This window comes from Streptomyces malaysiensis subsp. malaysiensis (genome assembly GCF_040653035.1).
In the GTDB taxonomy this organism is placed as follows: domain Bacteria; phylum Actinomycetota; class Actinomycetes; order Streptomycetales; family Streptomycetaceae; genus Streptomyces; species Streptomyces malaysiensis.
The window spans coordinates 83,747-110,619 of sequence record NZ_JBEZNG010000011.1 but is presented as its reverse complement, the minus strand read 5'-3'; the positions used below and the strand labels follow the sequence as shown (position 1 = coordinate 110,619).

Annotated in this window: 20 protein-coding genes; 10 read left to right on the top strand and 10 right to left on the bottom strand. The window is 71.1% G+C overall.

The genetic code is table 11. The features are described from left to right. Positions 1-92: 92 nt before the first annotated feature. Positions 93-1,400: an ROK family transcriptional regulator gene (locus AB0E24_RS22910; RefSeq protein WP_251770944.1), complete on the bottom strand. Its 1,308-nt coding sequence runs from the start codon at positions 1,398-1,400 to the stop codon at positions 93-95. Positions 1,401-1,584: 184 nt separating this feature from the next. On the opposite strand from AB0E24_RS22910, the gene AB0E24_RS22905 reads away from it, so the two are divergent. The 7 genes from AB0E24_RS22905 (at position 1,585) to AB0E24_RS22875 (ending at position 11,239) form a co-directional block, all read left to right on the top strand. After that, positions 1,585-2,907 carry an ABC transporter substrate-binding protein gene (locus AB0E24_RS22905; protein WP_102936525.1) on the top strand — a complete coding sequence of 441 codons (1,323 nt, stop codon included), beginning with the start codon at positions 1,585-1,587 and terminating at the stop codon, positions 2,905-2,907. 13 nt (positions 2,908-2,920) lie between these two features. After that, complete coding sequence (locus AB0E24_RS22900; RefSeq protein WP_069860501.1) at positions 2,921-3,922, top strand: carbohydrate ABC transporter permease; 1,002 nt, start codon at positions 2,921-2,923, stop codon at positions 3,920-3,922. Next, positions 3,915-4,790: a carbohydrate ABC transporter permease gene (locus AB0E24_RS22895; RefSeq protein WP_079152759.1), complete on the top strand. Its 876-nt coding sequence runs from the start codon at positions 3,915-3,917 to the stop codon at positions 4,788-4,790. Before AB0E24_RS22900 ends, AB0E24_RS22895 begins: the two co-directional genes overlap by 8 nt. A 29-nt stretch (positions 4,791-4,819) precedes the next feature. Beyond that, positions 4,820-6,184 carry a GH1 family beta-glucosidase gene (locus AB0E24_RS22890; RefSeq protein WP_359379462.1) on the top strand — a complete coding sequence of 455 codons (1,365 nt, stop codon included), beginning with the start codon at positions 4,820-4,822 and terminating at the stop codon, positions 6,182-6,184. A gap of 1,014 nt (positions 6,185-7,198) precedes the next feature. Then, entirely contained in the window at positions 7,199-9,088 is a 1,890-nt protein-coding gene (locus AB0E24_RS22885) for a discoidin domain-containing protein (RefSeq protein ID WP_359379459.1), read from the top strand. A 78-nt stretch (positions 9,089-9,166) separates the two neighbouring features. Continuing rightward, positions 9,167-9,517 (top strand): L-rhamnose mutarotase, encoded by a 351-nt coding sequence (locus AB0E24_RS22880; protein ID WP_100805333.1) that lies wholly within the window; start codon positions 9,167-9,169, stop codon positions 9,515-9,517. Between the two features lie 222 nt (positions 9,518-9,739). Beyond that, on the top strand, positions 9,740-11,239 hold the full coding sequence (locus AB0E24_RS22875) for a S1 family peptidase (RefSeq protein WP_359379455.1): 1,500 nt from the start codon (positions 9,740-9,742) through the stop codon (positions 11,237-11,239). Positions 11,240-11,308: 69 nt separating this feature from the next. Here AB0E24_RS22875 and AB0E24_RS22870 read toward each other — a convergent pair whose 3' ends face one another. Together AB0E24_RS22870 and polX are read right to left on the bottom strand one after the other, a co-directional pair. Continuing rightward, positions 11,309-12,085, bottom strand: a complete 777-nt coding sequence (locus AB0E24_RS22870; RefSeq protein WP_251770940.1) for a uracil-DNA glycosylase — start codon at positions 12,083-12,085, stop codon at positions 11,309-11,311. Then, positions 12,082-13,827, bottom strand: a complete 1,746-nt coding sequence (gene polX, locus AB0E24_RS22865) for a DNA polymerase/3'-5' exonuclease PolX (RefSeq protein ID WP_359379453.1) — start codon at positions 13,825-13,827, stop codon at positions 12,082-12,084. The genes AB0E24_RS22870 and polX overlap by 4 nt, the downstream gene beginning before the upstream one ends. A 130-nt stretch (positions 13,828-13,957) precedes the next feature. Between polX and AB0E24_RS22860 the strand changes: the two genes are divergently transcribed. Continuing rightward, entirely contained in the window at positions 13,958-15,112 is a 1,155-nt protein-coding gene (locus AB0E24_RS22860) for a baeRF2 domain-containing protein (protein WP_069860509.1), read from the top strand. A 177-nt stretch (positions 15,113-15,289) separates the two neighbouring features. Further along, entirely contained in the window at positions 15,290-18,055 is a 2,766-nt protein-coding gene (locus tag AB0E24_RS22855) for a glycoside hydrolase family 2 protein (RefSeq protein ID WP_359379450.1), read from the top strand. Positions 18,056-18,448: 393 nt separating this feature from the next. Here the strand turns inward: AB0E24_RS22855 and AB0E24_RS22850 are convergent, their stop codons facing one another. Further along, complete coding sequence (locus AB0E24_RS22850; RefSeq protein ID WP_069860510.1) at positions 18,449-19,159, bottom strand: HdeD family acid-resistance protein; 711 nt, start codon at positions 19,157-19,159, stop codon at positions 18,449-18,451. A 145-nt stretch (positions 19,160-19,304) separates the two neighbouring features. Here AB0E24_RS22850 and AB0E24_RS22845 point away from each other — a divergent pair, with 145 nt between their 5' ends. Then, positions 19,305-19,682: a DUF2267 domain-containing protein gene (locus tag AB0E24_RS22845; RefSeq protein ID WP_069860511.1), complete on the top strand. Its 378-nt coding sequence runs from the start codon at positions 19,305-19,307 to the stop codon at positions 19,680-19,682. A 20-nt stretch (positions 19,683-19,702) separates the two neighbouring features. Here the strand turns inward: AB0E24_RS22845 and AB0E24_RS22840 are convergent, their stop codons facing one another. The 6 genes from AB0E24_RS22840 to AB0E24_RS22815 form a co-directional block, all read right to left on the bottom strand. Next, positions 19,703-20,134, bottom strand: coding sequence for a TIGR03668 family PPOX class F420-dependent oxidoreductase (locus AB0E24_RS22840; RefSeq protein WP_079260018.1), 432 nt, complete (start codon positions 20,132-20,134; stop codon positions 19,703-19,705). Between the two features lie 16 nt (positions 20,135-20,150). Then, complete coding sequence (locus tag AB0E24_RS22835) at positions 20,151-20,978, bottom strand: LLM class F420-dependent oxidoreductase (RefSeq protein WP_069860513.1); 828 nt, start codon at positions 20,976-20,978, stop codon at positions 20,151-20,153. A 141-nt stretch (positions 20,979-21,119) separates the two neighbouring features. Continuing rightward, positions 21,120-21,959 (bottom strand): SDR family oxidoreductase, encoded by an 840-nt coding sequence (locus tag AB0E24_RS22830; RefSeq protein ID WP_147967096.1) that lies wholly within the window; start codon positions 21,957-21,959, stop codon positions 21,120-21,122. 145 nt (positions 21,960-22,104) lie between these two features. Further along, a complete protein-coding gene (locus tag AB0E24_RS22825; protein ID WP_359379646.1) occupies positions 22,105-22,902 on the bottom strand; it encodes a SigB/SigF/SigG family RNA polymerase sigma factor in 798 nt (265 codons plus the stop codon). 278 nt (positions 22,903-23,180) lie between these two features. Then, positions 23,181-24,101: an AEC family transporter gene (locus AB0E24_RS22820; protein ID WP_093701403.1), complete on the bottom strand. Its 921-nt coding sequence runs from the start codon at positions 24,099-24,101 to the stop codon at positions 23,181-23,183. A gap of 218 nt (positions 24,102-24,319) precedes the next feature. Then, positions 24,320-26,605 (bottom strand): glycoside hydrolase family 3 N-terminal domain-containing protein, encoded by a 2,286-nt coding sequence (locus AB0E24_RS22815; protein WP_251770935.1) that lies wholly within the window; start codon positions 26,603-26,605, stop codon positions 24,320-24,322. Positions 26,606-26,873 lie beyond the last annotated feature (268 nt).

Sequence of the window (26,873 nt, the reverse complement as noted above, 5' to 3'; positions counted from 1 at the left end):
GCCAGCCGTGTGCATGGCCCCTGCGCGGACCGTGTACGCAGCCCCCGCGCGGGCCGTGTACGCAGCCCCCGCGCGGGCCGTATGCGCTGCCGCTACGCCAGCCGTGTGCCCAGGGTGGTGCGCCACGCGGGGGACGGCTCCGGCGAGGGGCTGGGCGGCAGATGGCGCCCGCCGCGTGCGAAGAAGGCGGCCAGCGGCAGGATCGCGGCGCCCACCGTCACCGCGTCCGGCCCCAGCGCGCCCAGGTCGATGCCGACGCGTCCGGAGGGGTACGGCAACGCGTAGGACAGCGCGTGGTGGCGCACCGAGTCCAGGAAGCGCGCGCCGAGCTGGAGACCGGCCCAGCCGCCGACGAGGATGCGCTCGGGCTGGAAGAGGTTGATCAGGTCGGACAGTCCCGCGCCCAGGTACTCCGCGGTCTCGGCCAGGACGGCGGCCGCCACCGGGTCCGGGGCGGCCCCGTCCGGGGGGTAGGCGGCGGCCAGCATCGCCGTCAGGGCGGTCTCCTCGTCGGTGTCGGACGGCGGCTGCCCGCCCGCCTCCTGCCAGCGCTCCAGCAGCGCTTCGGCGCCCGCGTACGCCTCCAGACAGCCCAGCGCCCCGCAGCGGCACCGGCGGCCCCGCACCCGCACCGTGAGATGGCCCCACTCCACCGCCCGGCCGCGCTCCACCTCCTCGGTGACGACGCAGGCGCCGACGCCCGAACCGAAGAGCACGACCACCGCGTTACGCGCACCGCGCCCGGCGCCGAACCACATCTCGGCCTGCCCCAGCGTCTTGGCGCCGTTCTCGATGAAGTACGGAATTTCCTCGGGGAGATCGCCCGGTCCGCGCAGCATCCGCTCCAGCGGAACCGCCTCCCAGCCGATCGGCTGGCAGTGCACCACCGCACCGTCCTCCGCGGAGTGTTCGACGATGCCGGGCACGCCGATGCCGACGCCGAGTATCCGCTCGGGGGTGAGTCCGGCCGTGTCCAGGACCTCGGCGATACCGTCGCGGATATGGCCCGCGATCAGCCGGCTGTCGTAGCGGTCCCGGTGCCCGTCCCCGCGTGTGGGCAGTGGCCGGTCGGCGCTGGCCCGCTCCGCGAGCGAGAGATCGAACAGCTCGACGCGGACCCGCGTCTCGCCGACATCGACCCCGATCATATGGCCGCTGTGCGGGGTGATCCGCAGCAGGGTACGCGGGCGGCCGCCGTCGGAGTCGACGCTTCCGGCCTCCTCCACCAGCCCCTCGGCGAGGAGCTCGGCGACCACGTTGCTGATGGAACCTGAACTCAACCCGGTCGCGGGGGCGAGCGAGAAGCGGCTCATCGGCCCGTCGAAATACAGCCGGCGCAGCACGGCGGCCCGGTTCTCCCGCCGCAGGTCACGCACCGTACGGCCGTTCTGCTCTGCCACCTGGCCTCCTCAACTCGCCGCTCCGCGCCGCAAGATACCTCCGCCGGATCTCTTGACGCGACCTTCTCTTGAGGTTTAACTCACGTCCTAAATTAAGCCGTGAGCGGTTTCGGGAGTTGAACGCGGTTGGCGCGCCCGTGGCCCTTCTTGGCATTTACCACTCCCGGAAGGGACACCAGGAGCCATGCGCAGCATCCGAGTCGCGGCCATAGGCGCCGTCACCTTGTCACTCGCCCTCGCCGTCTCGGCCTGCGGAGGCGGTTCCTCGACGGCTGGCGGCGGCGGATCCAACGACTCGCCCAAGACGCTCACCTACTGGGCCTCCAACCAGGGCGCCAGCATCACGGTGGACAAGAAGGTCCTGAAGCCCGAACTCGACAAGTTCGAGAAACAGACCGGGATCAGAGTGAAGCTCGAGGTCATTCCCTGGTCGGAGCTGCTGAACCGGATCCTCACCGCCACCACCTCCGGTCAGGGCCCCGACGTCCTGAACATCGGCAACACCTGGAGCGCCTCCCTTCAGGCGTCCGGCGCGCTGCTGCCGTGGGACGACAAGAACTTCGACTCCATCGGCGGCAAGGACCGCTTCGTGGACTCCGCCCTCGGCTCGACCGGTGTGAAGGGCGAGGACCCGGCCGCGGTGCCGCTGTACTCGATGGCGTACGCGCTCTACTACAACAAGAAGATGTTCGCCGACGCGGGCATCTCCAAGCCGCCCGCCACCTGGGACGAACTGGTCGCCGACGGCAAGAAGATCTCCAAGGACGGCAAGTGGGGCCTCGGCGCCGAGGGCGCCAACCTCTCGGAGAACATCCACCAGGTCTTCGTCTTCGCCAAGCAGCACGGTGCGGACTTCTTCACCGCGGACGGCAAGCCCGACTTCACCTCCGAGGGCGCGGTCGCCGCGATCAAGGACTACGTCGACCTGATGGCCAAGGACAAGATCATCGCCCCGGGGAACGCCGAGTACGCGCAGAACCAGTCCCTGAGCGACTTCGCCAAGGGCAAGACGGCGATGATCCTGTGGCAGACCGCCTCCGCCACCCTCACCTCACTGGGCATGAAGGACGACGAGTGGGGCGTGGCCCCGGCGCCCGTCCGCTCCGGCACCCCCGGCACCGGCACCTCCGTCAACTCCATGGTCGCCGGCATCAACCTGGCCGTCTTCAAGAACACCGACAACCACGACGGTGCCCTGAAGTTCGTGAAGTTCATGACCAGCGACGCCGAGCAGAAGACCCTCAACAAGGCGTACGGCTCCATCCCGCCGGTCAAGGCCGCCCAGTCCGACTCCGCGTTCAACACCCAGGCGACGGCCGCCCTGCGGGACACCCTCGCCAAGAGCGCCGAGGCGCTGCCGCAGGTGGCCGACGAGTCGCAGTTCGAGACGTCCGTCGGTACGGCCGTCAAGGAGCTGTTCGCGGACGCCGCCGCCGGACGCCCGGTGACCACCGAATCGGTGAAGGCCAAGCTGGAGAAGGCCCAGCAGCAGATGCCGGCGAAGTGAGTGCGGACACCCCATGACCACCACGACCGCTACCGCCAAGACAGACGGGCGGACGGAGTCGGCGGGGAGCACCCCCGGGGCGGCGCGAGGCCCGCGCCGCCCCGGGCGGATCCGTCGCATCGGACTGCCGTACCTGCTGCTTCTGCCCGCCCTGGTCCTCGAGCTCCTGGTCCATCTGGTGCCGATGGTGATGGGCATCCTGATGAGCTTCAAGGCGCTCACCCGGTTCTCCATCCGGGACTGGGGCGCCGCCCCCTGGTCCGGATTCGACAACTACAAGATCTCGGTGGACTTCAACGCGCCTGCCGGTGAGGCGCTGCTCCACTCGTTCTGGGTCACCTGCGGTTTCACCGTGCTGTCGGTCGGGCTGTGCTGGCTGCTCGGCACCGCCACCGCCATCTTCCTCCAGGACACCTTCCGCGGACGGGGCCTGCTGCGCGCCCTGTTCCTGGTCCCCTACGCGCTGCCGGTCTACGCCGCCGTCATCACCTGGGCGTTCATGTTCCAGCACGACAACGGGCTGGTGAACCACGTCCTCCACGACCAGCTGGGCCTCACCGACAAGCCCTCGTTCTGGCTGATCGGCGACAACAGCTTCATCGCGCTGCTGACCGTATCGGTGTGGAAGGGCTGGCCGTTCGCGTTCCTCGTCGTCATGGCCGGTCTCCAGAACATCCCCAAGGAGCTCTACGAGGCCGCCGCCCTCGACGGCGCCGGGATGTGGCAGCAGATCCGCCGCATCACCCTGCCCTCGCTGGCCCCGGTCAACCAGGTGCTGGTGCTGGTGCTGTTCCTGTGGACGTTCAACGACTTCAACACCCCGTATGTGCTGTTCGGCAAGGCGGCGCCGGAGGCCGCGGACCTCATCTCGATCCACGTCTACCAGACGACGTTCGCCACCTGGAACTTCGGCACCGGCTCCGCGATGTCCGTCCTGTTGCTGCTCTTCCTGCTCGTGGTGACGGGCGGATACCTGCTGCTGACCTCCCGACGAAGGAAGACGGCCGATGTCTAGTGCTTCCCAGGGGCCGCCCCGCTCGCCGATGGCCGCGCCCCGGTCCTTCCTCTGGGCCCGCCGGATCTTCCTCACCCTGCTCACGGGCTTCGTGCTGCTGCCGGTGTATGTGATGGTGTCCAGCTCCCTGAAGCCGCTCCAGGACGTGTCGGGCACGTTCCGCTGGCTGCCGAGCGGGCTGACCATCCGCCCCTACATCGACATCTGGTCCACCGTCCCGCTCGCCGACTACTTCGTGAACTCGGTCATCGTGGCGGGCGCGGCCACCGTGTGCTCGGTGGTGATCGCCGTCTTCGCCGCGTACGCGGTCAGCCGGTACCGCTTCCGGGGCAAGCGGGTGTTCACCGTCACCGTCCTGTCCACCCAGATGTTCCCCGGGATCCTCTTCCTGCTGCCGCTGTTCCTCATCTACGTGAACATCGGCAACGCCACCGGTATCGCCCTCTTCGGCTCCCGGGGCGGCCTCATCCTCACCTATCTCACCTTCTCGCTGCCGTTCTCGATCTGGATGCTCATCGGGTACTTCGACTCGGTGCCGCGCGATCTGGACGAGGCGGCGATGGTGGACGGCTGCGGACCGCTCGGCGCGCTGTTCCGGGTCGTCGTCCCGGCCGCGATCCCCGGCATCGTCGCCGTCGCCGTCTACGCGTTCATGACCGCCTGGGGCGAGGTGCTCTTCGCGTCCGTGATGACCAATGACACCACCCGCACCCTCGCCGTCGGCCTCCAGGGCTACGCCACCCAGACCGAGGTGTACTGGAACCAGGTCATGGCCGCCTCGCTCGTCGTCAGTGTCCCCGTGGTCGCGGGCTTCCTGCTCCTCCAGCGCTACCTCGTCGCCGGACTCACCGCCGGAGCCGTGAAGTGACCGGCCTCCCCACCTCCGAAAGGACGTACGTGTCCGAACTCCTGGACCTCACAGCCCTCCCGCACGACTTCCTGTGGGGCACGGCCACCTCCGCCTACCAGGTCGAGGGAGCCGTCGCCGAGGACGGACGGTCGCCCTCGATCTGGGACACCTTCTCGCACACCCCCGGCAAGATCGCGGGCGATGACCACGGCGATGTGGCCTGCGACCACTACCACCGCTGGCGTGAGGACATCGGGCTGATGAAACGGCTGGGCACCAATGCCTACCGGCTGTCCATCGCCTGGCCACGGGTGGTCCCCGGCGGCGACGGGCCGGTCAACGCCAAGGGCCTGGCCTTCTACGACCAGCTGATCGACGGCCTGCTGGAGGCGGGCATCACCCCGTCCGTCACCCTGTACCACTGGGACCTGCCCCAGGTGCTCCAGGACCGGGGCGGCTGGCCCGAGCGCGACACCGCGGAGCACTTCGCCGCGTACGCCTCGGTGGTGGCCGAACGCCTCGGCGACCGGGTGCACCACTGGACCACCCTCAACGAGCCGCTGTGCTCCGCCTGGATCGGCCACCTCCAGGGTGTGATGGCGCCCGGGTTCACGGATCTCACCGCGGCGGTCCGCGCCTCGTACCACCTGCTGCTCGGCCACGGCCTGGCCGCCCAGGCGATCCGGGCCGCGGCGCCAGGCGCCGAGGTCGGCATCGTCAACAACCTCAACACCGTCGAGGCCGCCAGCGACCGGCCGGAGGACCAGGCGGCCGCGCGGCGCGAGGACGGCCACACCAACCGCTGGTGGCTGGACCCGGTCCACGGCCGCGGCTTCCCCGCGGACATGCGCGAGGTGTACGGGGTCGAACTGCCCGAGCGCCCCGGCGACCTGGAGACCATCGCCGCGCCCCTGGACTGGCTGGGCCTGAACTACTACTTCCCGGCCACCGTCACCGACGACCCCACCGGCCCGGCCCCGCACGCCCGCGCCATCCGCCGCCCGGACGTCCCCCGCACGGGCATGGACTGGGAGATCGACGCCACCGGTATCGAAACCCTCCTGCTGCGGCTGACCAACGAATACGGCGCCCGCAAGCTGTACGTCACCGAGAACGGCTCCGCCTACCCCGATGTCGTACGCCCGGACGGGACCGTGGACGACCCCGAGCGCCAGGACTACCTCGTCCAGCACCTCGCGGCGTGCGCCTCGGCGGCCGCCAAGGGCGCCCCGCTGGCCGGCTACTTCGCCTGGTCGCTGCTCGACAACTTCGAGTGGGCCTACGGCTACGACAAGCGCTTCGGCCTCGTCCACGTCGACTACGACACCCAGGTCCGCACCATCAAGGGGACCGGCCACCGCTACGCGGAGATCATCCGCGAACACCGGGGCCGGGCCCGCCACGCCGCCTAGCAGGTACCCAAGGGGGCCTGCCGCCTACGCCGGACTCGCCCCCTCCCCGCCCCTTCCCACAACTGAGGCTCCGCCCCAGCCCCCGCAGCTGGGTCTCTGCCCCAGCCCCCACAACCGGGGCTCTGCCCCAGCCCCCACAACCGGGGCTCCGCCCCAGGCCCCACAACCGGGGCTCCGCCCCAGGCCCCGTAACCAGGGCATTCGTCCCAGGCCCTGTAACCGGGGCTCTGCCCCAGGCCCCCCAGCTGGGGCATCCGCTCTAGGCCCCACAACCGGGGCTCTGTCCCAGGCCCCGTAACTGGGGTATCCGCACTGGGCCCTGTAACTGGGGCTCCGTCCCAGGCCCCGTAACTGGGGTATCCGTCCTAGGCCCCGTAACTGGGGCGTCGTCCTAGGCCCCGCAGCTGGGGCATCTGTCCAGGCCCCTTAGCTGGGGCGTCCGCCCTGGGCCCTGTAACCGGGGCTCTGCCTCAGGCCCCGCAACTGGGGCATCTGTCCAGGCCCCGTAACCGGGGTATCCGCCCTGGGCCCCGTAACTGGGGCTCTGCCCCAGGCTCCGCAGCTGGGGCATCTGTCCCAGGCCCTGTAACCGGGGTTCCGCCCTAGCCCCCGTAACTGGGGCGTCCGCCCTGGGCTCCGCAGCTGGGGCGTCCGCCCTGGGCCCTGTAACCGGGGCTCCGCCCCAAACCCCGTGCCCCGGGGCCCGCAGCTGGGGCATCCGGCTCAGGTCCCGGAGCGGGGCTTCGACTCTTCCCGGGGTGTCGATTGCGGTTCCGCCGCGTTGGGGGCTCCGCGCCGGACCTCGGGGTCCAGGGGCGGAGCCCCTGGTAACGGGAAGGGGCGGGGAGGGGGAAAGCCCACCCGCGCCACACAGCTACCACGCAAAGCACCTCGGCACGACGGAAACACCACGGCACGACGGAAACACGACGGCACGTCAGCACTACGGCACTACGGCACGACGGCACATCGGCACCGCACCCGCACCCCCACCACCTCATCGAGGAGAGCCGCATGCCATCCCGTACCTCCCGCACGCTGCTGAGCGCCCTCGCCACCCTGGCCACGGTGGCACTGCTGTCCACGGGCCCGGCCCTCGCCACTCCCACATCGCACTCCACCGCGGCCGCCGCCCAGGCGACATGGGACACCGACCGGGCGGCGGCCGCGTACGCCGCGAACCCCGGCGCCGTCACCGCGTCCGGCAGCGAGAACGACGGCACCGGACCGGGCCTGGCCTTCGACGGCAACGGGTCCACCCGCTGGGCCAGCCCGTTCACCAATGACGCATGGATCCGTGTCGACCTCGGCGCCACCATCCGGATCGACCGGGTCGTCCTGGACTGGGAGGCCGCCTACGGCAAGAGATATGTCCTGGAGGTGTCGAAGAACGGCACCGACTGGACCCCCTTCTTCACCGAGGACGCCGGTACCGGAGGATCCCTCACCGCCCACACCTATCCGCAGGACGTCACCGGCCGCTACGTACGGATGCGTGGCATCGAGCGCGGTACGCCCTACGGCTATTCGCTGTACTCGTTCAAGGTCTACGGCGGCGAGCCCGCCCCCGCGTCCACCAGCCGGACCAATCTCGCCCTGAACCACCCCGCCTACTCCAACTACTACCAGCACGCGGGCAATTCACCGGCCTTCGTCACCGACGGCGGCTGGCCCGCCAATCTCAAGGACGACCAGACCCGCTGGTCCAGCGACTGGAACGCCGACCGCTGGGTCTCGGTGGACCTCGGCGCGACCTCCACCATCGACACCGTCGACCTCTACTGGGAGGCCGCCTACGCGGTCGACTACCAGCTCCAGGTGTCCGACGACAACCGCAACTGGCGCACGGTCCACCAGCCCTCCGCCGCCGACGTGGCCGCGCGCCGCGCGGACGTCAAGTCCCCCGCCGACGCGGTGGGCCGCCATGACACCGTGAAGCTGTCGCAGCCCGCCAGCGGCCGCTATGTGCGGATGCTCGGCAAGGAGCGCCGCTCCTTCTACAACCCGGCCCCGGCCACCGCCCAATTCGGCTACTCCCTCTATGAGTTCCAGGTCTGGGGCACGGGTGGGAGCGCCTCCGCCGCGTACCCCGCGCTCCCCGGTGAACAGTCCGGGGCGTACCGCACCACGTTCTTCGACGACTTCACCGGCGCCTCGCTCGACCGCTCCAAGTGGCGTGTGGTGCGGACCGGCCAGGAGATGGGATCGGTCAACGGCGAGTCACAGGCGTATGTCGACTCGCCCGACAACATCCGCACCGAGAACGGCAACCTCGTCCTCAGGGCGAAGTACTGCAAGGGCTGCACCCAGGCGGGCGGCGGCACCTACGACTTCACCTCCGGACGCATCGACACCAACACCAAGATGGACTTCACCTACGGGCGGGTCAGTGCCCGGATGAAGCTGCCGGTCGGCGACGGGTTCTGGCCCGCGTTCTGGCTGCTGGGCAGCGATGTGGACAATCCGTCGGTGTCCTGGCCCTCCTCCGGCGAGACCGACATCATGGAGAACATCGGCTACGGCGACTGGACCAGCACCGCCCTGCACGGCCCCGGCTATTCGGCGGACGGCAACATCGGCGCCCGCCAGGTCTACGAGGGCGGCGGCCGCGCCGACCAGTGGCACACCTACGCGGTGGAGTGGACACCCACCGGGATGCGCTTCCTCGTCGACGACCGGGTGGTCCAGGAGACGAGCCGCAACAAGCTCGAATCCACCCGTGGCCAGTGGGTGTTCAGCCACAACCAGTACGTCATCCTCAACCTCGCCCTGGGCGGGGCGTACCCCGCCGGATGGAACAAGGTCACCACCCCCTACTGGGGCCTGCCGCAGTCCAGCGTCGACCGCATCGCGGCCGGGGGAGTGCAGGCGGAGGTGGACTGGGTGCGCGTCGAACAGAAGTAGTGAGCGCTGCATGATGGGACGTTGACGGGCGGCCGCCACGGCCGCCCGGCAACGGCCGCGGCAGAAGGAGGAGCGTCGATGCGGGTGGCGTTGCACTCGGTTCTCAAGGAGGGCCAGGAGTCCGGTTATGAGCAGGCGCACGCCACGGTCCCGGAGGACCTGCTGGCGGCGTTGCGACGAGCCGGGATCACCGACTGGCGGATCTGGCGCAGTGGGCGCCATCTCTTCCACCTCGTGGACTGCGAGGACTTCGCCGCCGCGATGGCGGCGCTGGACGAGGACCCGGCCAACCAGCGCTGGCAGGAGTTCATCGGCGCGTATGTCGACCACTTCGAGGACACCGGCGGTTCCCCCGCCGAGGCGGAGCGGATGGCGCTCGGCGAGGTGTGGCAGCTGAGCGCACAGGCCAAGGCCGCAGAGCGCGGGTAGGCACTCCCGGCAGCCGGGCCGGTCGGCCGAACCGGCGGAGCCTACCCGTCCGCACCGTTCGGCGCAGCCATTCATCAGACCTTGAGTACGGGTGAGAGCGGGGCGACGCGTCCTCGTACGACGTGGTGGCCCCGCGCGGAGGCGGGGGCGGAACGCACAAGTGCTCCGCACCCGCCTGCCGCGCATCCCCGACTGGAGGTCAGTGAGTTGAGCCACCGACGTGTGAACAAGCGGACCCTCGCCATTTCCGGAGCCGCCATCGCCGCGCTCGGGGCAGCGGCCATTCTGCTGCCCAACGCGAACGCGAACCCGGATGAGACGTCGGGCGCGAAGACCTTCTCGTCCCCGGCCGCCGTGAAGCTCGCGCGGAGCCTCGCCTCTGACCTCGGTGACAACGGCGCGGGCTGGTACTACGACGGCGCGAACCGCCAGCTGGTCATGAATGTGATGGACCAGGACTCCGCCGAGTCCGTCCGCGCCCAGGGCGCCGTGGCGAAGGTCGTCCAGAACAGTATGGCCGAGCTGAAGGCCGCCACCGAGACGCTGAGCAGCGATGCCTCGGTGCCCGGCACCGCCTGGTCGATCGACCCGGTCACCAACAAGGTCCAGGTGACCGCCGACCGGACGGTGACCGGCGCCAAGTGGGCCACGCTGACCAAGGCCACCGGCCGGATGGAGGGCACGGTCAGCGTCAAGCGCAGCCAGGGCGAGTTCAAGAAGTTCGACGGCGGGGAAGCGGCCCAGCCCGGCGACAACGGCGACAACGGCGACAACGGCGACAACGGCGGTACGGGCGCCGGGGACGCGGCGGGTGACGCGGGCGCGGCGGGTGGCGCGGGCGACGCTGGTGCCGGCGCGGTGGGCGGTGCTGGTGACGCGGGTACGGGCGGTGCGGGTGACGCCGGTGGCGGCGGGGACGCCGCGGCCGGTGGGCTCGACGGCGGCGATGCCATCTTCGGCGGGGGCGCCCGCTGTTCGCTGGGCTTCAACGTCAGCGTCGACGGCGCCCCGGGCTTCCTGACCGCCGGCCACTGTGGCAACGAATCCCAGACCTGGAGCTCGGACCAGGCCGGTGCCCAGCAGGTGGGCACGGTGCAGGACTCCCAGTTCCCCGAGAGCGACTTCGCGCTGGTGATGTACGACGACGCCACCACCCAGGCGTCCAGCACGGTCGACCTCCAGAACGGCAGCACCCAGGAGATCGGGCGCGCCGTCGAGGCGAGCGTGGGCCTGAAGGTGCAGCGCTCCGGTTCCACGACCGGGGTCAGCGACGGCACGGTCACCGGTCTCAACGCCACGGTGAACTACGGCAACGGCGACATCGTCAACGGCCTCATCCAGACCGATGTGTGCGCCGAGCCCGGCGACAGCGGCGGTGCGATGTTCGCCGAGGACGCGGCGGTCGGGCTGACCTCCGGTGGCAGCGGCGACTGCGCCCAGGGCGGCGAGACGTTCTTCCAGCCGGTGACCGCCGCACTGGAGGCCACCGGCGCGGTCATCGGCGCGGGCGACGGCGGAGCCGGTGGCGGCGACGCGGCGGGTGGTGCCGGTGACGCGGCCGGTGGCGCCGGTGACGCGGCGGGCGGCGCCGGTGCGGGCAACGCGGGATCGGGCAACGCGGGATCGGGTAACGCGGGATCGGGCGACGCGGGCGCCGGTGACACAGGCGCCGCCGCCGGAGCCGGTGACACCGGCGGCGACATGGGCCAGAGTCTCAACTGATCGGGCCCACCCCATGAACGAGGCCCCGGGCGCCCTCCTGCCCCAGTGCCCGGGGCCTCCCCTTCCCGGTCAGGACGGATCGGTCCCGGAGACCGCGAGCCCCGCCGCCTCCGCCGCGGCGCCCAGCACCTCGCGCAGCATGGCCGGGGTGAGCCGTCCGGTGAAGGTGTTCTGCTGGCTCACGTGGTAGCAGCCGAAGAGCGTGAGCGGCGCCCCGCCGTCGGTCGCCCGCAGTGTGGTCCGCGCGCCGTGCGCGAACACCGGCCGTGGCCTGGGCACGGCCCATCCGGCCGCCTCCAGCACGGGCAGCACGGCCTGCCAGCCGAACGCGCCGAGCACCACGACGGCCCGCAGCGTCGGCCGCAGCAGCCGCAGCTCCCGGGCCAGCCAGGGGCGGCAGGTGTCCCGCTCCCCGGGGGTGGGGCGGTTGGCGGGCGGGGCACAGCGCACCGGTGAGGTGAGCCTGACCCCGCGCAGCTCCAGACCGTCGCCGCGGTGGGTGGCGGTGGGCCGGTTGGCCAGCCCCAGGTCGTACAGCGCGGCGTACAGGAAGTCGCCGGCGCGGTCGCCGGTGAACATCCGGCCCGTACGGTTTCCGCCGTGGGCGGCCGGTGCCAGACCCACGATCGCCACCGCGGCGTCCGCCGGTCCGAAGCCGGGCACCGGACGCCCCCAGTAGTCCCAGTCGGCGTAGGCCCGGCGCTTGGTGCGGGCGGCTTCCTCCCGCCACTCGACCAGGCGGGGGCAGGCACGGCAGTCGATGACCCGTGCGTCCAGCTCGGCGACGGTTTCGGCGCCGGGGGCCTGACGGGCGGGGTAGGAGTGCGCGGGTTCGGAGGTGGTCATGTAGAGGGCCGCTGCCCCGTGCCCTTGCGCAGGAAACGCCGCAGCCGGGTCAGGGGCCAGGTGTTGATGACATCGTCCGGGGTGAGCCAGCCCCGCTGGGCCATGCCCACCCCGTACCGCATGTTGTCCAGATCGCGGGTCGAGTGGGCGTCGCTGTCCAGGGCGAACACCACTCCGTAGGACTTCGCCCGCAGGATGTTGTCGTCCGACAGATCGAGCCGGTCCGGATGGGCGTTGATCTCCAGCGCGGTGCCGGTGCGGGCGCAGGCGGCGAACACCTCGTCCAAGTCGGCGTCGATACCGGGCCGTTTGCCGATCAGCCGGGTCGTCGGGTGGCCGATGACATGGACGTACGGATTCTCGCAGGCCCTCACCAGCCGCCGGGTCATGGCCTTCCGGTCCAGCCCGAACTGGGTGTGCACCGAGGCCACGCACACATCGAAGTCCTCGAGGAAGTCGGCCGGCCAGTCCACGTCCCCGTCGACGTCGATGTTCAGCTCCACACCGTGCAGCAGCCGGGTGTCCCGGTGTCCGCGCCCACGGTCGAGTGCGCGCACCCGCTCCCGCTGGGCCAGCATCTTCTCCTCGGTCATCTGCTGCATATAGAGCTTGGGCGCGTGATCGGTGATGGCGTAGTACGCGTAGCCGCGCCGCTCCGCCTTGGCGATCATGTCCTCCAGCGATTCCAGCCCGTCGGTGAGGTTGGTGTGGGTGTGCAGATCGCCCCGCAGATCGGACTCCGTGACCAGCCGGGGGAGTCGGCCTTCGAGGGCGGCCTTGATCTCGCCCCGGTCCTCGCGCAGCGTCGGCGGGATCCACTCCATGCCGAGCCGGGCGTAGACGTCCTCCTCGCTGCGCGAGGCGATCGTCTTCCCGCTCTTGGTCTCGAAGAGGCCGTACTCGGAGAGTTTGAGGCCATGGCGCACCGCGATCGCGCGGATGCGGATGTTGTGCGCCTTCGAGCCGGTGAAGTAGAGCAGTCCCGCGCCCCAGGAGTCCAGCGGCAGCACCCGCAGATCCACCTGGAGCCCCTTGACGGTGCGGATCGATGTCTTCTTCTGGCCGTGGGCGATCACCTCGGAGGTGAGCGGTAGCCGGGTGAACGCCTCCATGAACGGGCCGGATTCCTCCGCCGCCACCAGGATGTCCACATCGCCCACGGTCTCCCGCATCCGGCGCAGCGACCCGGCGTACGCACACCGCCGGCAGCCGGGCACCCTGGAGAGGGCGGAGACGATGTCATCGGCCACGTCCATGGCCTCGTCGAGCGGGATGCGGTGGCCCGCGGCACGCATCAGCGCGATGCCGTGGAGGATGTTCTCCTCGGACTTCGGCCCGAAGCCCTTGAGGTCGCGCAGCTGGTGGTCCTCGATCGCGTCGGCCAGCTGGTCGATCGAGGAGATCTCCAGCTCCTCGTAGAGGATCATGGCCTTCTTCGGTCCGAGCGCCGGGATGGCGGTCAGCTCCCGCACCCCGGCTGGGATCGCGGCGCGCGCCTCCTCGACGGCGGGCATGGTGCCGGTGCGCAGATACTCGACCACCTTGTCGGCGATCGACCGGCCCACGTTCGGGATCTCCCGCAGCCCCTTGGCGTCGAACTGCGAGATGTCGGCCGCATGGCCGCCGATCGCCCGGGCGGCCTTCTCGTACGCACGCGCCCGGTACGCGTCCCCGCCCGTGATCAGGAGGAGATCGGCGTACTCACGCAGGAGGGCTTCGACCTCCTCGTTGGAGCGAGCCATGACAGCGATTCTAGTCGGCTCTGGCGATCCCGGTGAGGTGGAGGGATCCTGGGGTCAGGAGCGAAACGGCGATCCGCGGCAGTCGGGTCGACCGGTTTCTGGCGTGTGTTTCCCCGGTTTGGGGGAGGTCATGGACGTTGGATTCCTGAAGCCGTTGTTCGACCGCCCCGGTCCATGGGCGGGCGTCTACATGGACACCTCTCGCAGTACGGAGGACGCGCCCACGCGGCGCAGGCTGCGGGAGCGGTTCGTGGCGGATCAGCTGACCAGCCAGGGCGCCGACCGCGCCACCTGCGACGCGGTGGTCGAGCGGCTGGCCGGTGAGGAGGAGGCCAGGGCGTCCGCGGGGCGGGCGCTGTTCGCGGCGGGTGGCGAGGTGGTGCTCGACCTGCCGCTGGCCACGGCCCCGATCGATGTGGTGACGTCCTGGTCGATGCTGCCGCGGGTGGCGCCGCTGGCCACGTTCCGCGGTGAGTGGCCGGCCTGTCTGGTGGCCTTCGTCGACCAGGCGGGGGCCGATCTGGAGCTGCGGGACGACACCGGAACCCGCCCGGCGGGCCGCGCCGCGGGCCGCCGGGCGCACGGCCGGGGCCATCGGTCGGTGCCCGCGGACCGCTATGAGTGGCACTACCGCAACCGGGTCGGGAACACCTGGGAGCAGACCGCCGATCGGGTGGCCGACGAGCTGGTGCGGCAGTGGGCGGAGAGCGACGCCGAGCTGCTGATCCTGGCCGGTGATCCGCGCGGGCGCCGGGCCGTGCGCGACCGGCTGCCCGAGTCGCTGCGGGCCAAGACGGAGGAGATGCGCCACGGCAGCAGGGCCGCCGGCTGCTCCGAACTGCTGAACACGGAGATCGACCACGCTCGGGCGGAGTGCGCCCGCGCCCACCTGGAGTCGGTCCTCGATCTCTTCCGCGCCGGGCGGGGCCGCCCCGGCGGGCCGGGCCCGAGCGGACACGACGGCGCGGGGCCGCCGAGCAGCGGGGCGGCGGAGGGGGTGCCGGCGGTCGTGGAGGCCATGCGCAGCCATCAGGCGGCCACGCTGCTGCTGGGGCACACCGGGGGCGATATGCGCCATGAGGTGTGGATCGGCCCCGACGCCGATCAGGTCGCCGTACAGCGCTCCCAGGCGCGCGCCATGGGCGTCAGAGCACCCGAGCCCGCCCGTGCGGACGACGCGCTGATGCGGTCCGCCGCGGTGGCCGACACCGAGGTGCTGCTGGTGCCCGAGGGGGTCCCGGGACCGGCCGGGGGCCTGGGCGCGGTACTGCGCTGGCACGCCTGACGAGGCGCGGAGGGAAGAGGCGCGGAGCGGTGGCGCTCCGCGCCTGATCGCGCTGTTGCGCCGGACGGGCCATTTCCCCGCGGGGCTGATTGACATGACTCGTTCAGCTCTCTACCGTCCCTGGTTTGTTAGGAAACCTACTTGACCAATGCTCTGCCTGCCCTCAGGGAGACATCCGTGGTCCTGCGTCCGGTATCACCCCGGCGGCGGGCGCGAGCCCGCGTCCGACGCGCCCTGACCGCCTCGCTCGCCGTCGGCGGCCTGCTCCTCACCGTCTCCCTCACCACGGGCGCGGCGCCCCCGCGCACCGCGCCGGCGGCGGGCGCCCCGGCCCCGGTGACCCGGGTGGGCGCGGCCCCCGGCACCGCGACCCCGCTCGCGGGCTTCGCCACGCAGTCCTCGGCCAAGGTGACGGACACCCCCGCGGACATCTCCACCCCCGGCTACCCCGCGTCCGGCTGGCACTCCGTGGGGCCCCGGTCGACGGTGCTCGCCGGGCTGCTCGCGGCCGGGACGTACCCGGATCCGTTCTACTCGACCAACCTGGAGAAGATCCCCGCGGCCGACTTCGCCGTCCCCTGGTGGTACCGCGGCGACTTCACCGTGGCCGACCCCTCCCGCCGTACCTATCTGGACGTCAGCGGTGTGGTGTCCGCCGCCGATGTGTATGTCAACGGCGTTCGGGTGGCCACCAAGGAGCGGATCGCCGGGGCGTACACCCGGCATGAGCTGGATGTCACCGACCTGGTCGGGGCGGGCACCAATACGGTGGCGTTCCGTGTCCAGCCCAACGATCCGCGCAAGAACCTCACGATGGGCTGGATCGACTGGCTCCAGCCCCCGCCCGACGAGAACATGGGCATCGTCCGCGATGTGCTGGTCCGCCGTGGCGGCCCGGTGGCCCTGCGCGACGCGCATATGACCACCCGGCTGGACACCGCATCGCTCGCCTCCGCCGAGCTCACCGTCAAGGCCCGGGTCCGCAACGACTCCGCCTCCCCGGTCACCGCCACGGTCTCCGGCACGGCCGGTCCCGCGGCCATCAGCCGTACGGTCTCGCTCGCCCCGCACGAGAGCAGGGCGCTCACCTTCACCCCCGCCGACTTCCCCGCACTGCGGCTGGAGCGGCCCGAGGTGTGGTGGCCCGCCGGGATGGGCGACCAGCCGCTGTACGACCTCGACCTCACCGCCACCGTCTCGGGCACCCCCTCCGACACCGCCCACCACAGCTTCGGCATCCGCGACGTCAAGGCGCCGCTGAACGCCGACGGTGCCCGGCGGTACCTCATCAACGGACGCCCGCTGCTGATCAAGGCGGGCGGCTGGTCCCCTGATGTGTTTCTGCGCTGGGACGCCCGCTCGGTGGAGGACCGGCTGAAGTACACCCTCGACCTGGGGCTGAACACCGTCCGCCTGGAAGGCCATATCGAACCGGACGAGTTCTTCGACCTCACCGACCGCTACGGCATTCTGACCCTCCCCGGCTGGGAGTGCTGCGACAAGTGGGAGGGCCAGGTCAACGGCGAGGAGGCGGGGGAGAAGTGGACCGCCGCCGACTACCCGGTGGCCAAGGACTCGATGGCCGCCGAGGCCGCCCGACTGCGCGACCACCCCAGCGTGATCTCCTTCCTCATCGGCAGCGACTTCGCCCCCGACGCCACCATCGAGAAGAACTACCTCGACGCGCTGAAGGCCGCCGACTGGCCGAACCCGGTGATCCCCGCCGCCTCCGCCAAGTCCTCGCCGAAGCTGGGCACGTCCGGTATGAAGATGACCGGCCCCTACGACTGGGTTCCGCCGGACTACTGGTACGCCAAGCGGGAGGGCGGTGCCACCGGTTTCAACTCCGAGACCAGCGCCGGACCCGACATCCCCACCCTGGACACGCTCCGGCGCATGATGTCCCCCGGCGAACTGGAAACCCTGTGGCGCGACCCGTCGGCCAAGCAGTACCACCGGTCCCCGTCCGACACCTTCGGCGACCTCCAGCTCTTCGGCAACGCGCTGATCGGCCGCTACGGACCGCCCAGCGGGCTGACGGACTATGTGCGCAAGGCGCGGCTCGCCCGCTACGAGGCGGTGCGCGCCCAGTTCGAGGCGTACGCGCGCAACTTCTCCGACACCTCCCGGCCCGCCACCGGTGTGGTCCACTGGATGCTGAACAGCGGCTGGACCTCGCTCCACTGGCAGCTCTTCGACCGCTATCTGGACCAGGGCGGGGCCTACTACGGCGCCAAGAAGGCCAATGAGCCGCTGCACATCCAGTACTCGTACGACACCCGCTCGGTGGTCGTGGTCAACGGCCGGCACACCCCCGCCACCGGTCTCACCGCCCGCGTCGGCCTCTACACCCCCGACGGCACCCGGAAGTTCGAGAGGAGCGCCACCGGTCTGCGGGTGCCGGGCGACGGCGGCAAGGCCACCGCGCTCACCGTCCCGGCGGACGTCGGCGGAGTGTCCGGCGCCTATCTGGTCAAGCTCCAGCTCACCGACCGCACCGGCAAGGAGGTCAGCCGCAATGTGTACTGGCTCTCCACCGAGAAGGACGTGCTCGACTGGGACAGCACCGAGTGGTACTACACCCCCACCACCTCCTACGCGGATCTGACCGGACTCGACGACATGGCCGAGGCGCCCGTGTCCGCCACCGCCGACACGAGCCGCAGGCCTGACTCCACCGCCACCACGACCGTCACCCTGCGCAACACCGGGAGCGGGCGCACTCCGGCGCTGCTCGTGGACGCCCATCTGGTGAACGGCTCGGACCGGCCCGTACTGCCCGTTCGCTGGTCGGACAACGAGGTGAGCCTGTGGCCGGGCGAGTCGACGACGCTCACCGCCACCTATCGCACCGCGGACCTGGGCGGTTCGGCCCCCTCGGTGCGGATCTCGGGCTGGAACACCGCCACCCGCACCGTGCCCGCGGCCGCCAAATCGCGCTGATCGGCCCCATTCTGAAATCGTGTCGAAAGGAATTTTTTCGGCGAGTCCGATCCATGGAGCAAGTTCACACTTTTGTATGCTTTCTCCAGCGCGTCGTTCCCCCGCGTCGGACAGTCACCGTCCGTACGCTCACGAAAGGGGCTCCATATGCACACCATGGAGGTTCGCCCACCGGTACCCAGCCGTTCCAGCAGCAGATGGCGTCGATACGGCCGACTCGCCGCCGCCAACTTCGTCCGGGGTGCCTCGTATGCGTGCGGCACCGCGGCCATCGGCCTGATGGCGTGGTGGGTGCAGACCCGCTGACACACCCCGCCACCGCGTCCCGAGCCGGAGCCCCTGACCGTCCGCGATCCGCCGCGACGGCCGTAAGCGGCCGTCGCGACGGCCCGGCTATGCCTGAGGATGCGGCTGCGAGCGGAAGGGGAAGTGCAGCCCCCGGTGCTCCGCGCGGGGCGCGCCGCCGCCGAGGTGCATGCGCAACTGGATGCCGTGCATGATCTCGATGATGCCCAGGGCGATCAGCCAGATACCGGCCACCACGGTGAGCGCGGTGATCGAGCCGAAGGGCGCCACGATCAGGATGATCCCGGCCACGATGGTGAGCAGACCGAGGAACACCTGCCAGCCCCGCGCGGGGATGCCCTCACCGGAGATCGCCGTGGCGGTCTGCATCACGCCCCGGATCAGCCAGGCGAAGCCGATCCACAGCGCGAGCAGCAGGATCGACTGGGCCGGCCCCCGGAAGCAGAGCAGTCCGAGCAGCACGCTCAGCGCCCCGGTGATGAAACTCAGCACCCGCAGATGTCTTGGTATATGCGCGCCGAAGGCGCCGGCCAGCTGGAAGATCCCGCTGATCAGCAGATAGGCGCCGAACAGGGCGCCGACCACCGTCAGGGAGGCCGCCGGCCATGCCAGCACCATGATGCCCAGCGCGATCGCCACCAGACCGGCGGTCACCAGGACCTGCCAGGCGGCGTTGGACATGACGTTCTGCAACGCGGCGTACGGGCTGCCCTCGCCGAAGGGCCGCTCTCCCGGCCGGCCGGAGGGTTCCTCCCTCGGCTGCCCGGAGCCGTGTGGACTGTCGGAGGAGTAGGTCATGGTCGTCCACCTCCTGAGGGAACAAGATGGCCGTGGCCCATGGCTCCATCGTCCCTCCGTGCCCGCTCCAGCGCCTCGCGGGAGGTGGGCGGGCATGGCAAGGTGGGGTTAGGCCCTGTCCTGGTGCGCGTCGTAGGGAGGCCGCATGGACGACCGGGAGTTCTTCCGGACAGTGGCGGACCGCACCCAGCTCTCACGGCAGGAAGCGGCCGATGTCACCCGCGCCACGCTCGAGACCCTGGCGGCCCGCCTGAGCGCGGGCGAGGCCCGGGACCTCGCCCTGGAGCTGCCCGAACACCTCCGGGAATCCCTTCGGCGCGGGGAGGGGGACATGGAGATCTTCGACCCCGATGAGTCGATCCGCAGGGTGCGGGAGCGCACCGGGCTGACCGAGCCGGAGGCCGACCGGGGGGTGCGGGCGGTCCTCGCCACGCTCCGGGAGGCCGTCTCGGCCGAGGAGTACGACCACGCCATGTCCCAGCTGGGCAGCGAGTTCGCGAGGATGGCGGAGTCCGTGCGCTGACGCGCCCACGGGCGGCGGGCTCATACGGCCCGCCAGCCGCTCCACCGGCCGACGGTGATCTCCACGACCGGCCCGCGCGGCGGCCGGTCCGCGTACTGGGCCGGGTAGGTGTCCACGAGCAGCCGGACATAACCCGCGGACACCTCCGACTCCTCCGCCGGTGGCAGGACGCGGGCCGTGCCGTCGGCCCGCGCCCACCACAGGTGGTCCCAGTTCTCGTCGTAGTCGTCCACCAGAAGGCATACGGCGGGGTGGGCGCGGATGTTGTCCAGGCGTTTCAGCCGTGTCGTCCGCTTCGGCTTGTGGTCGACGGCCGTCACCACGGTGTCGCCGGTCAGCGCGAAGACCACCGGCACCAGATGCGGGTGGTCCCCGGCGCCGACGGTGGCCAGCCGGGCCAGCCTGGCCCGTGCGAACCGCTCCCGCGCCCGCTCGCTCGTCAGCCGTGGCATCGCGGGCCCCGGTGGCTCACCGGAACCGGGCGGCGATCCCGGCCATCGAGTCCAGCCGCGCGATCGTCTCCGCCTCCGGCATGGTCGGCAGATAGAACAGCACCCGCTCCACACCGATGCGCTGATACCCCTCGACCGCCTCGGCGTCCTCGGGCATCGCGTACAGCGTCACCGGCACCTCGCGGCCGGCCACCTCGCGCAGCCGCTCCATCTGCGGGCGCAGCTCCTCGGGGGATCCGCTGTTGGCCAGCCAGGCGTCGCCGAGCTCGGCGATCCGGCGGAACGCGGCCTCGCCGCTGCCACCCACATAGATCGGCGGATGCGGCCGCTGGACCGGCTTGGGCCACAGGAAGACCGGGTCGAAGTTCACGAACTCCCCGTGGAATTCGGGCTTCTCCTTCGTCCACAGCTCACGGATGGCCCGCAGCCGCTCGTTCAGCAGCCGGCCCCTGGTGGACGGATCCGTCCCGTGATTCTCCATCTCCTCACGGTTCCAGCCCGCGCCCACCCCGAACACGGCGCGTCCGCCGGAGACCACGTCGAGGGAGGCCACCTCGTTGGCGGTGTGGATCGGGTCCCGCTGCACCAGCAGGGCGATGCCCGTGCCCAGCAGCAGCCGCTCGGTGACCGAGGCGATCGCGGCCAGCGTCACATACGGGTCGAGGGTGTGGTAGTAGACCTCCGGAAGGTCTCCGCCACCCGGATAGGGGGTGCGGCGGTCCACCGGGATATGGCTGTGTTCCGCGATGAAGAGCGAGTCGAAACCGCGCTCCTCGATGGCCCGCCCGAGGGGCGCGGGCCGGATGCCCTGGTCGGTGACGAATGTGGATACGCCGATCTTCACTACGGCTCCCTGGGAAGGTGCGTCGATGAGCTACGGGAACCACATGGGTACCCAGCCGGGCCGGAACCACAACGGTGCGCACGAGTGACACGGCCCGGGCGGGGCCCGCGGACACTCCGCCCGCCGCGCCCCGGCCCCCGGTCAGCCGCCGGTGGCGAAACCCGGGAAGAGGGTCATCCCGCCGTCCACGTAGACGGTGGTGCCCACCACGTAGTCGCACAGGTCGGAGACGAGGACCACGACGGCGTTGGCGATGTCCAGCGGGTCGCCGATCCGGCCGTACGGGATGAGCTCCAGGAGGGAGTCCCGCGCCTCGGCGGTCTGCCAGGCGCTGCGGTTGATCGGGGTCTTGATGGCGCCCGGCGCGATCGCGTTCACCCGGATCTTCCGGGGCGCGAACTCCTGGGCCAGGGTCTCCGTCAGCATCGCCACGCCGCCCTTGGCCGCCGCGTAGTTCACATGGCCGGCCCAGGGGATGATCTGGTGGACCGAGCTCATGCAGATGATTTTCCCGGCCGACCGCGACACCTCCGGAACCACACCGCGCCGCAGGAACTCCTTGATCGCCTCCCTGGCGCACAGGAACTGGCCGGTGAGGTTGACGGAGATGACCTTCTGCCACTGCTCGAGCGTCATCTCCACCGTGGGGGCGTCCCGCTGGAGCCCCGCGTTGGCGACGAGGATGTCGATCGTGCCCAGGCGGTCGGCCATCGTGGACACCATCTCGACGACCTGGTCCTCCTGGGACACATCCGCCTGATGGGCGTAGGCGCGCACACCGTGGCCCTGGATCTGGGCGACGACCGCCTCGGCGGCCGGCCGGTCGCTGGCGTAGTTGACCACCACATCCGCGCCGGAGCGCCCCAGGGCGATCGCGGTGGCCTTGCCGATCCCCGAGTTCGCCCCGGTCACCAGCGCCTTCTGCCCCCTGAGGAGCTCGGGGACGTACACCTGAGGAGGACGATCGGGATGGGTGTTCACTGGCTTTTCGTCTCCTTCGTCCGGGCGGCCGTCACCCGCCGCCCCGACCCTCGCAGTCCGCGTGGGGAGCCGTCGCTCCCCACGACGCCACGGTCACCCACTAAGGCGATGCGGATCGTTCCAGCGGCGCAACGCGGTCCCCGGCTCAGTTGGCCTCGGCCATCGCCTGGGCGCGCAGTGTCGAGCAGGTGCGGTTGATGAGCCGCGAGACATGCATCTGGGAGATGCCCAGCTGCTCGGCGATCCGGCTCTGGGTCATATCGCAGAAGAAGCGCATGTAGAGGATCTGCCGCTCGCGGTCGGGGAGCCTGCTGAGACCGGGCCGCACGGCCTCTCGGTCCACCACCCGGTCGTACGCGGACTCCTGGGCGCCGAGCGTGTCGGCCAGGGAGTAGCCGTCGTCGGAGCCGGGCAGCTGGGCGTCCAGGGAGAGCGGGGCGAAGCTGCCCATGGCCTCCATACCCGCGCGCACCTCCTTCTCGGTCAGCCCGGTGCGCTCGGCTATCTCCTCGGCCCGCGGCGGCCGGTCGTCCGCGGAATGGGACAGCTCGCGGTGGGCGGCGCGCACCCGGTTGCGCAGGTCCTGGACCCGGCGGGGGACGTGCAGCACCCACAGATGGTCCCGGAAGTGGCGCTTGAGCTCGCCGACGATCGTGGGCACCGCGAACCCGGCGAAGGCGGTGCCGTGTTCCGGGTCGTACCGCTTGACGGCCTTCACCAGGCCGAGCGCGGCCACCTGCTGGAGGTCCTCCAGGGATTCGCCGCGGTTGCGGTACTGCCGGGCCAGCCGCTCGGCCATCGGCATCCACGCCTCCACGACCCGGCGGCGCAGCACCTCCTTCTCCGGCCCTTCGGGCAGCCGGGCCATCTCCGCGAACTCGGCGCCGGTGTCGGGCGCGTCGTCATGCGGGTGCTTCGCGGGGCCGGTTCGGGGCCGTGTCATGTCCTGCGTCGCGGTCGTCACGGAACACACCTCCTGCGATGGGCTGACAGGTCTCTGGGACCGGGCCGCGTCGCGGGAGGCTCACGGGGACGTACGGACCGGCGCGCCCCGCGGTCCGGAGCGATACAGACTGCTCCCGCGGTGCGTGCCTACGGTCCGAAGCACGAATATCCGCCTGCCCTGGGCCCCGAGGGGCAAACCAAAGTTCTTCCGGACCGGCCCGGCGCGTGGCACACCGGTGCGAGTGCCCGGTCCAACCGGCCGCCGCGGGGCCGGTCTCAGCCCAGCAGCGCGGCGACGGTCATCAGCACCGGCGGCGCGAGCAGCGTGGACAGCAGGATCGACTCACGGGCCAGGACGGTGGAGGTCTCGTACCGCGAGGCGTAGGTGAACAGGTTCTGGGCCGCCGGCAGCGCGGAGGTGACGACGGCGGCGAAGAGCGCCGGACCGCTCAGCCGGAACAGCCCCGCCGCGATGGCCCAGGCCACCACCGGCTGGGCGAAGGACTTCAGCGCCACCGACAGCAGCACCGGCCCGCGTTCCTCGCCGCGCCCGGGGAGTTGACTGCCCGGCAGCGAGATCCCGAAGGCCAGCAGCACGGCGGGGACGGCCATGCCGCCCAGCAGCGACAGCGGTTCGGCGATGGGCCCGGGGATCCGCCAGCCCGCGGCGGACACGGCGACACCGGACAGCGAGCCGATCACGACGGGGTTCCGGAACGGGCTGGTCAGCCTGCGGAGCAGCGAGGGGCGCATCTCGGGCCGGGAGAGGTCGATGACCGTCAGGGCGATCGGGGTCATCACGAGTTGCTGGAACAGCAGCACCGGGGCGATCAGGCTCGCGTCCCCCAGGACGTACATCGCGATGGGGATGCCGAGGTTGCCCGCGTTCACATAGCTCGCGCACAGCGCGCCGATCGTCGTCCGGCCGACGCTCCACCGCCGTACGGCCCCGACGGCCACGAACGCGCCCGCGACCACGAAGGTGCTCAAGGCCGTCACCAGCAGCGGTGTGGAGACGATGACGGAGAGGTCGGCCTTGGAGAGCGTGGTGAACAGCAGCGCGGGGGAGGCCACATTGAACGAGAGCTTGGTGAGCACATCCCGGCCGTGGTCGCCCAGGGAGCGGCGGTGCCCGATGACATAGCCGGTGAGGATGATGGCCGCGATGACACCGAAGCCGGTGATCACACCGCCCACTGGGCCTCCACCCCACCGTGGCCGGAGCGGCCCGCCGGGTGCGCCGCGGGGTCTCGTCCGCTCGTCGTGGTGGTCGAGGGCCAGGGCGCGGCGGTCATCAAGGGCGTCTTCCGGGTGCGTAGCGGTCAGCATGCACCCTACAAGTAATTCGGCCGCTGCGCTGGTGAAGCCGGTCACGAGCGGGCGGGCCGGGCTGGGGCTCGGGCTCGGGCTCGGGCTCAGACGATGGTGAGGGTGCGTCCCCGCTTCGCCAGCGAACTGTTGCCCGCGAAGACCTGGATCTCGCCCTTCTGTATGAGGAACCTGCCGTGCGGGTCCTGGGTCCAGAAGCCCAGCTCCTCGGCGCTCAGCCGGAAGCGCACGGTGGTGGACTTCCCGGCGCCGAGGCCGACCCGGCGGAACCCGCTCAGCCTGCGCACCGGCTGCACGATGCTCGCCACCGGATCGCGGATGTACAGCTGCACCACCTCATCGCCCTTGCGGCGCCCGGTGTTGCGCACCGCCACCGCGACCTCGACGGTGTCGCCCTTGCGCAGCGCCTCGGCCCGGACGCGGCTGACGCTGAGCAGGGGCTCGCCGATGTCGAAGGTGGTGTAGCTCAGGCCGTGGCCGAAGGGGAATTGCGGCCCGTTGGCCAGGTCCAGGTACTTGGAGGTGTAGTGGTTGGCCCGGTCGTAGGGGCGTCCGGTGTTCTCGTGGTTGTAGTAGACGGGGATCTGCCCGACCGTGCGCGGGAAGGTCACGGGCAGCTTGCCACCGGGGTTCACGGTGCCGAAGAGCACATCCGCGATGGCGTTGCCGCCCTCGATCCCCGGATGCCACGCCTGGAGCACGGCGGGTGTGCGGTCCAGCCAGCCCGCCATCGTCAGCGGCCGTCCGCTGAGCAGCACCACCACGAATGGCGCGCCGGTGTCCGCGATCGCGGTGATCAGCCGCTCCTGTCGGCCGGGCAGACTGAGGTCGCTGCGCACGGACGCCTCCCCGCTGAGCGTCGCCGCCTCCCCGACCACCACCACGGTCACATCGGTGGCCCTGGCCGCCGACGCCGCCCGTGCGATGCCCCGGGTGTTCCGGCCCGCTGCGTCCACGCCTTGGACATGGCTGATCCGGGCCTTCGGCGCCGCGTCCTTGACCGCGTCGAGCACGGTGACCGGGCGGAACGCCTCCGCCCATGTCCCGGCCCAGGAGCCGCGCAGATCGGTGGAGTCGGCGAACGGCCCGACGACGGCGATGGAACCCGACCTGTCCAGGGGCAGCGTGGACTTCTCGTTCTTGAGCAGCACCATGGTGCGCCCGGCCGCCTCGCGCGCCGCCGCCCTGGACGCCTTGGTGGGCCCGGCGATCGCCGTGTCCTCGTCCGCGTAGGGGTGCTCGAAGAGCCCGAGCCGGAACTTCAGGCGCAGAATGCGGGCCACCGCGTCGTCCAGCCGGGCGGTGGTGATCCGCCCGCTCCGCAGCAGCCGTTTGCCGTACTCGTTGATGGTGGTGCTGGCCATCTCCATGTCGATCCCGGCGTTGAAGGCCAGCTCGGCCGCGTCGGAGCGGTCGGCGGCATAGCCGTGGACGATCATTTCCTGGACGCCGTTGTAGTCGCTGACGACGAAGCCGTCGAAGTCCCACTCCTCCGTGAGGATCTCGGTCAGCGCATGGCGGTAACCGTGGGCGGGGACCCCGCTGACGGTGTTGAAGCTCGCCATGACGGTGGCCACCCCGGCGTCCACGGCCGCCAGGAACGGGGGCAGGTAGGTGTTGCGCAGCCGGGCCTCGGAGACATCCACCGTGTTGTAGTCGCGGCCGCCCTCGACGCCCCCGTACGCGACCATGTGCTTGGCGCAGGCCGCGAGACGGTGCCGGGAGCGCAGGTCGTCGCCCTGGTAGCCGCGGGTCTTGGCGGCCGCGAGCGCCGACGCCAGATACGGGTCCTCGCCGTCGCCCTCGGCGATCCGCCCCCAGCGCGGTTCATGGGTGACGTCCATCATCGGGGAGAACGTCCAGTGCACACCGTTGGAGCGGGCCTCCCGCGCCGACACCTCCGCGTCCCACTCGGCCACCGCCGGATCGAAGGCGGCCGCCTGGCCGAGGGGGATGGGGAAGGTGGTCCACATGCCATGGATGACATCGAGCCCGAAGATCAGCGGAATGCCCAGCCGGGACTCCTCGACGGCCATCCGCTGGAGGGTGTTGGTGGTGCGGGCCCCGTAGATGTTGAGCACGGAGCCGAGCCTGCCCCTGCGGGCCGCCTTCTCCGCGGCGGCGGTCTGCCCGCCGCCGGGCCCGGTGTCCCCGGTCCAGGCGAGCTGCTGAAGCTGGCCGAGCTTCTCGTCGATGGTCATCCGCGCCATCAGGGCCTGGATCCTGGTCTCGTACGGACCGGGTTCCCTGCCCGGCCGGGCCGCTTCGGCGCCGGGCGCGGGCGGGGCCTGGGCACGGGCGGTCGCCGCCTTGCCCGCGACAGCCGCCCCTCCGGCCGCGGCGAGCACCGTACGTCTGCGCACATCGTTCATGGTCTTCGTCCTGGTCTTCGGCGAACCGTTCTCCCCGAGCCCGACTTCCTCAAGACCATGCTGGTCACGACCCGGTGCCGAATGCGGGCCGCCACCTTCGCCGTGGGTCCTCTGCCAACGTACGCCAGGATCGGCGGCCCGGCCCCCGGTGAGCCCGCCGGTGCCCCTCACCCGACGTGGACGCGCGCTACACCCTGCGCGAACACCTCCTCGGCGCGAGGAACCGACTCCTGCTCCGCGCACGCGGCGGCCGACCACGGGTGAACCG

Coding starts and splice junctions, on each gene's coding strand:
- AB0E24_RS22905 (WP_102936525.1), top strand. CDS start 1,585: ATGCGCAGCATCCGAGTCGCGGCCATAGGCGCCGTCACCTTGTCACTC.
- AB0E24_RS22900 (WP_069860501.1), top strand. CDS start 2,921: ATGACCACCACGACCGCTACCGCCAAGACAGACGGGCGGACGGAGTCG.
- AB0E24_RS22895 (WP_079152759.1), top strand. CDS start 3,915: ATGTCTAGTGCTTCCCAGGGGCCGCCCCGCTCGCCGATGGCCGCGCCC.
- AB0E24_RS22885 (WP_359379459.1), top strand. CDS start 7,199: ATGCCATCCCGTACCTCCCGCACGCTGCTGAGCGCCCTCGCCACCCTG.
- AB0E24_RS22880 (WP_100805333.1), top strand. CDS start 9,167: ATGCGGGTGGCGTTGCACTCGGTTCTCAAGGAGGGCCAGGAGTCCGGT.
- AB0E24_RS22870 (WP_251770940.1), bottom strand. CDS start 12,085: ATGACCACCTCCGAACCCGCGCACTCCTACCCCGCCCGTCAGGCCCCC.
- polX (WP_359379453.1), bottom strand. CDS start 13,827: ATGGCTCGCTCCAACGAGGAGGTCGAAGCCCTCCTGCGTGAGTACGCC.
- AB0E24_RS22860 (WP_069860509.1), top strand. CDS start 13,958: ATGGACGTTGGATTCCTGAAGCCGTTGTTCGACCGCCCCGGTCCATGG.
- AB0E24_RS22850 (WP_069860510.1), bottom strand. CDS start 19,159: ATGACCTACTCCTCCGACAGTCCACACGGCTCCGGGCAGCCGAGGGAG.
- AB0E24_RS22845 (WP_069860511.1), top strand. CDS start 19,305: ATGGACGACCGGGAGTTCTTCCGGACAGTGGCGGACCGCACCCAGCTC.
- AB0E24_RS22840 (WP_079260018.1), bottom strand. CDS start 20,134: ATGCCACGGCTGACGAGCGAGCGGGCGCGGGAGCGGTTCGCACGGGCC.
- AB0E24_RS22825 (WP_359379646.1), bottom strand. CDS start 22,902: ATGACACGGCCCCGAACCGGCCCCGCGAAGCACCCGCATGACGACGCG.
- AB0E24_RS22815 (WP_251770935.1), bottom strand. CDS start 26,605: ATGAACGATGTGCGCAGACGTACGGTGCTCGCCGCGGCCGGAGGGGCG.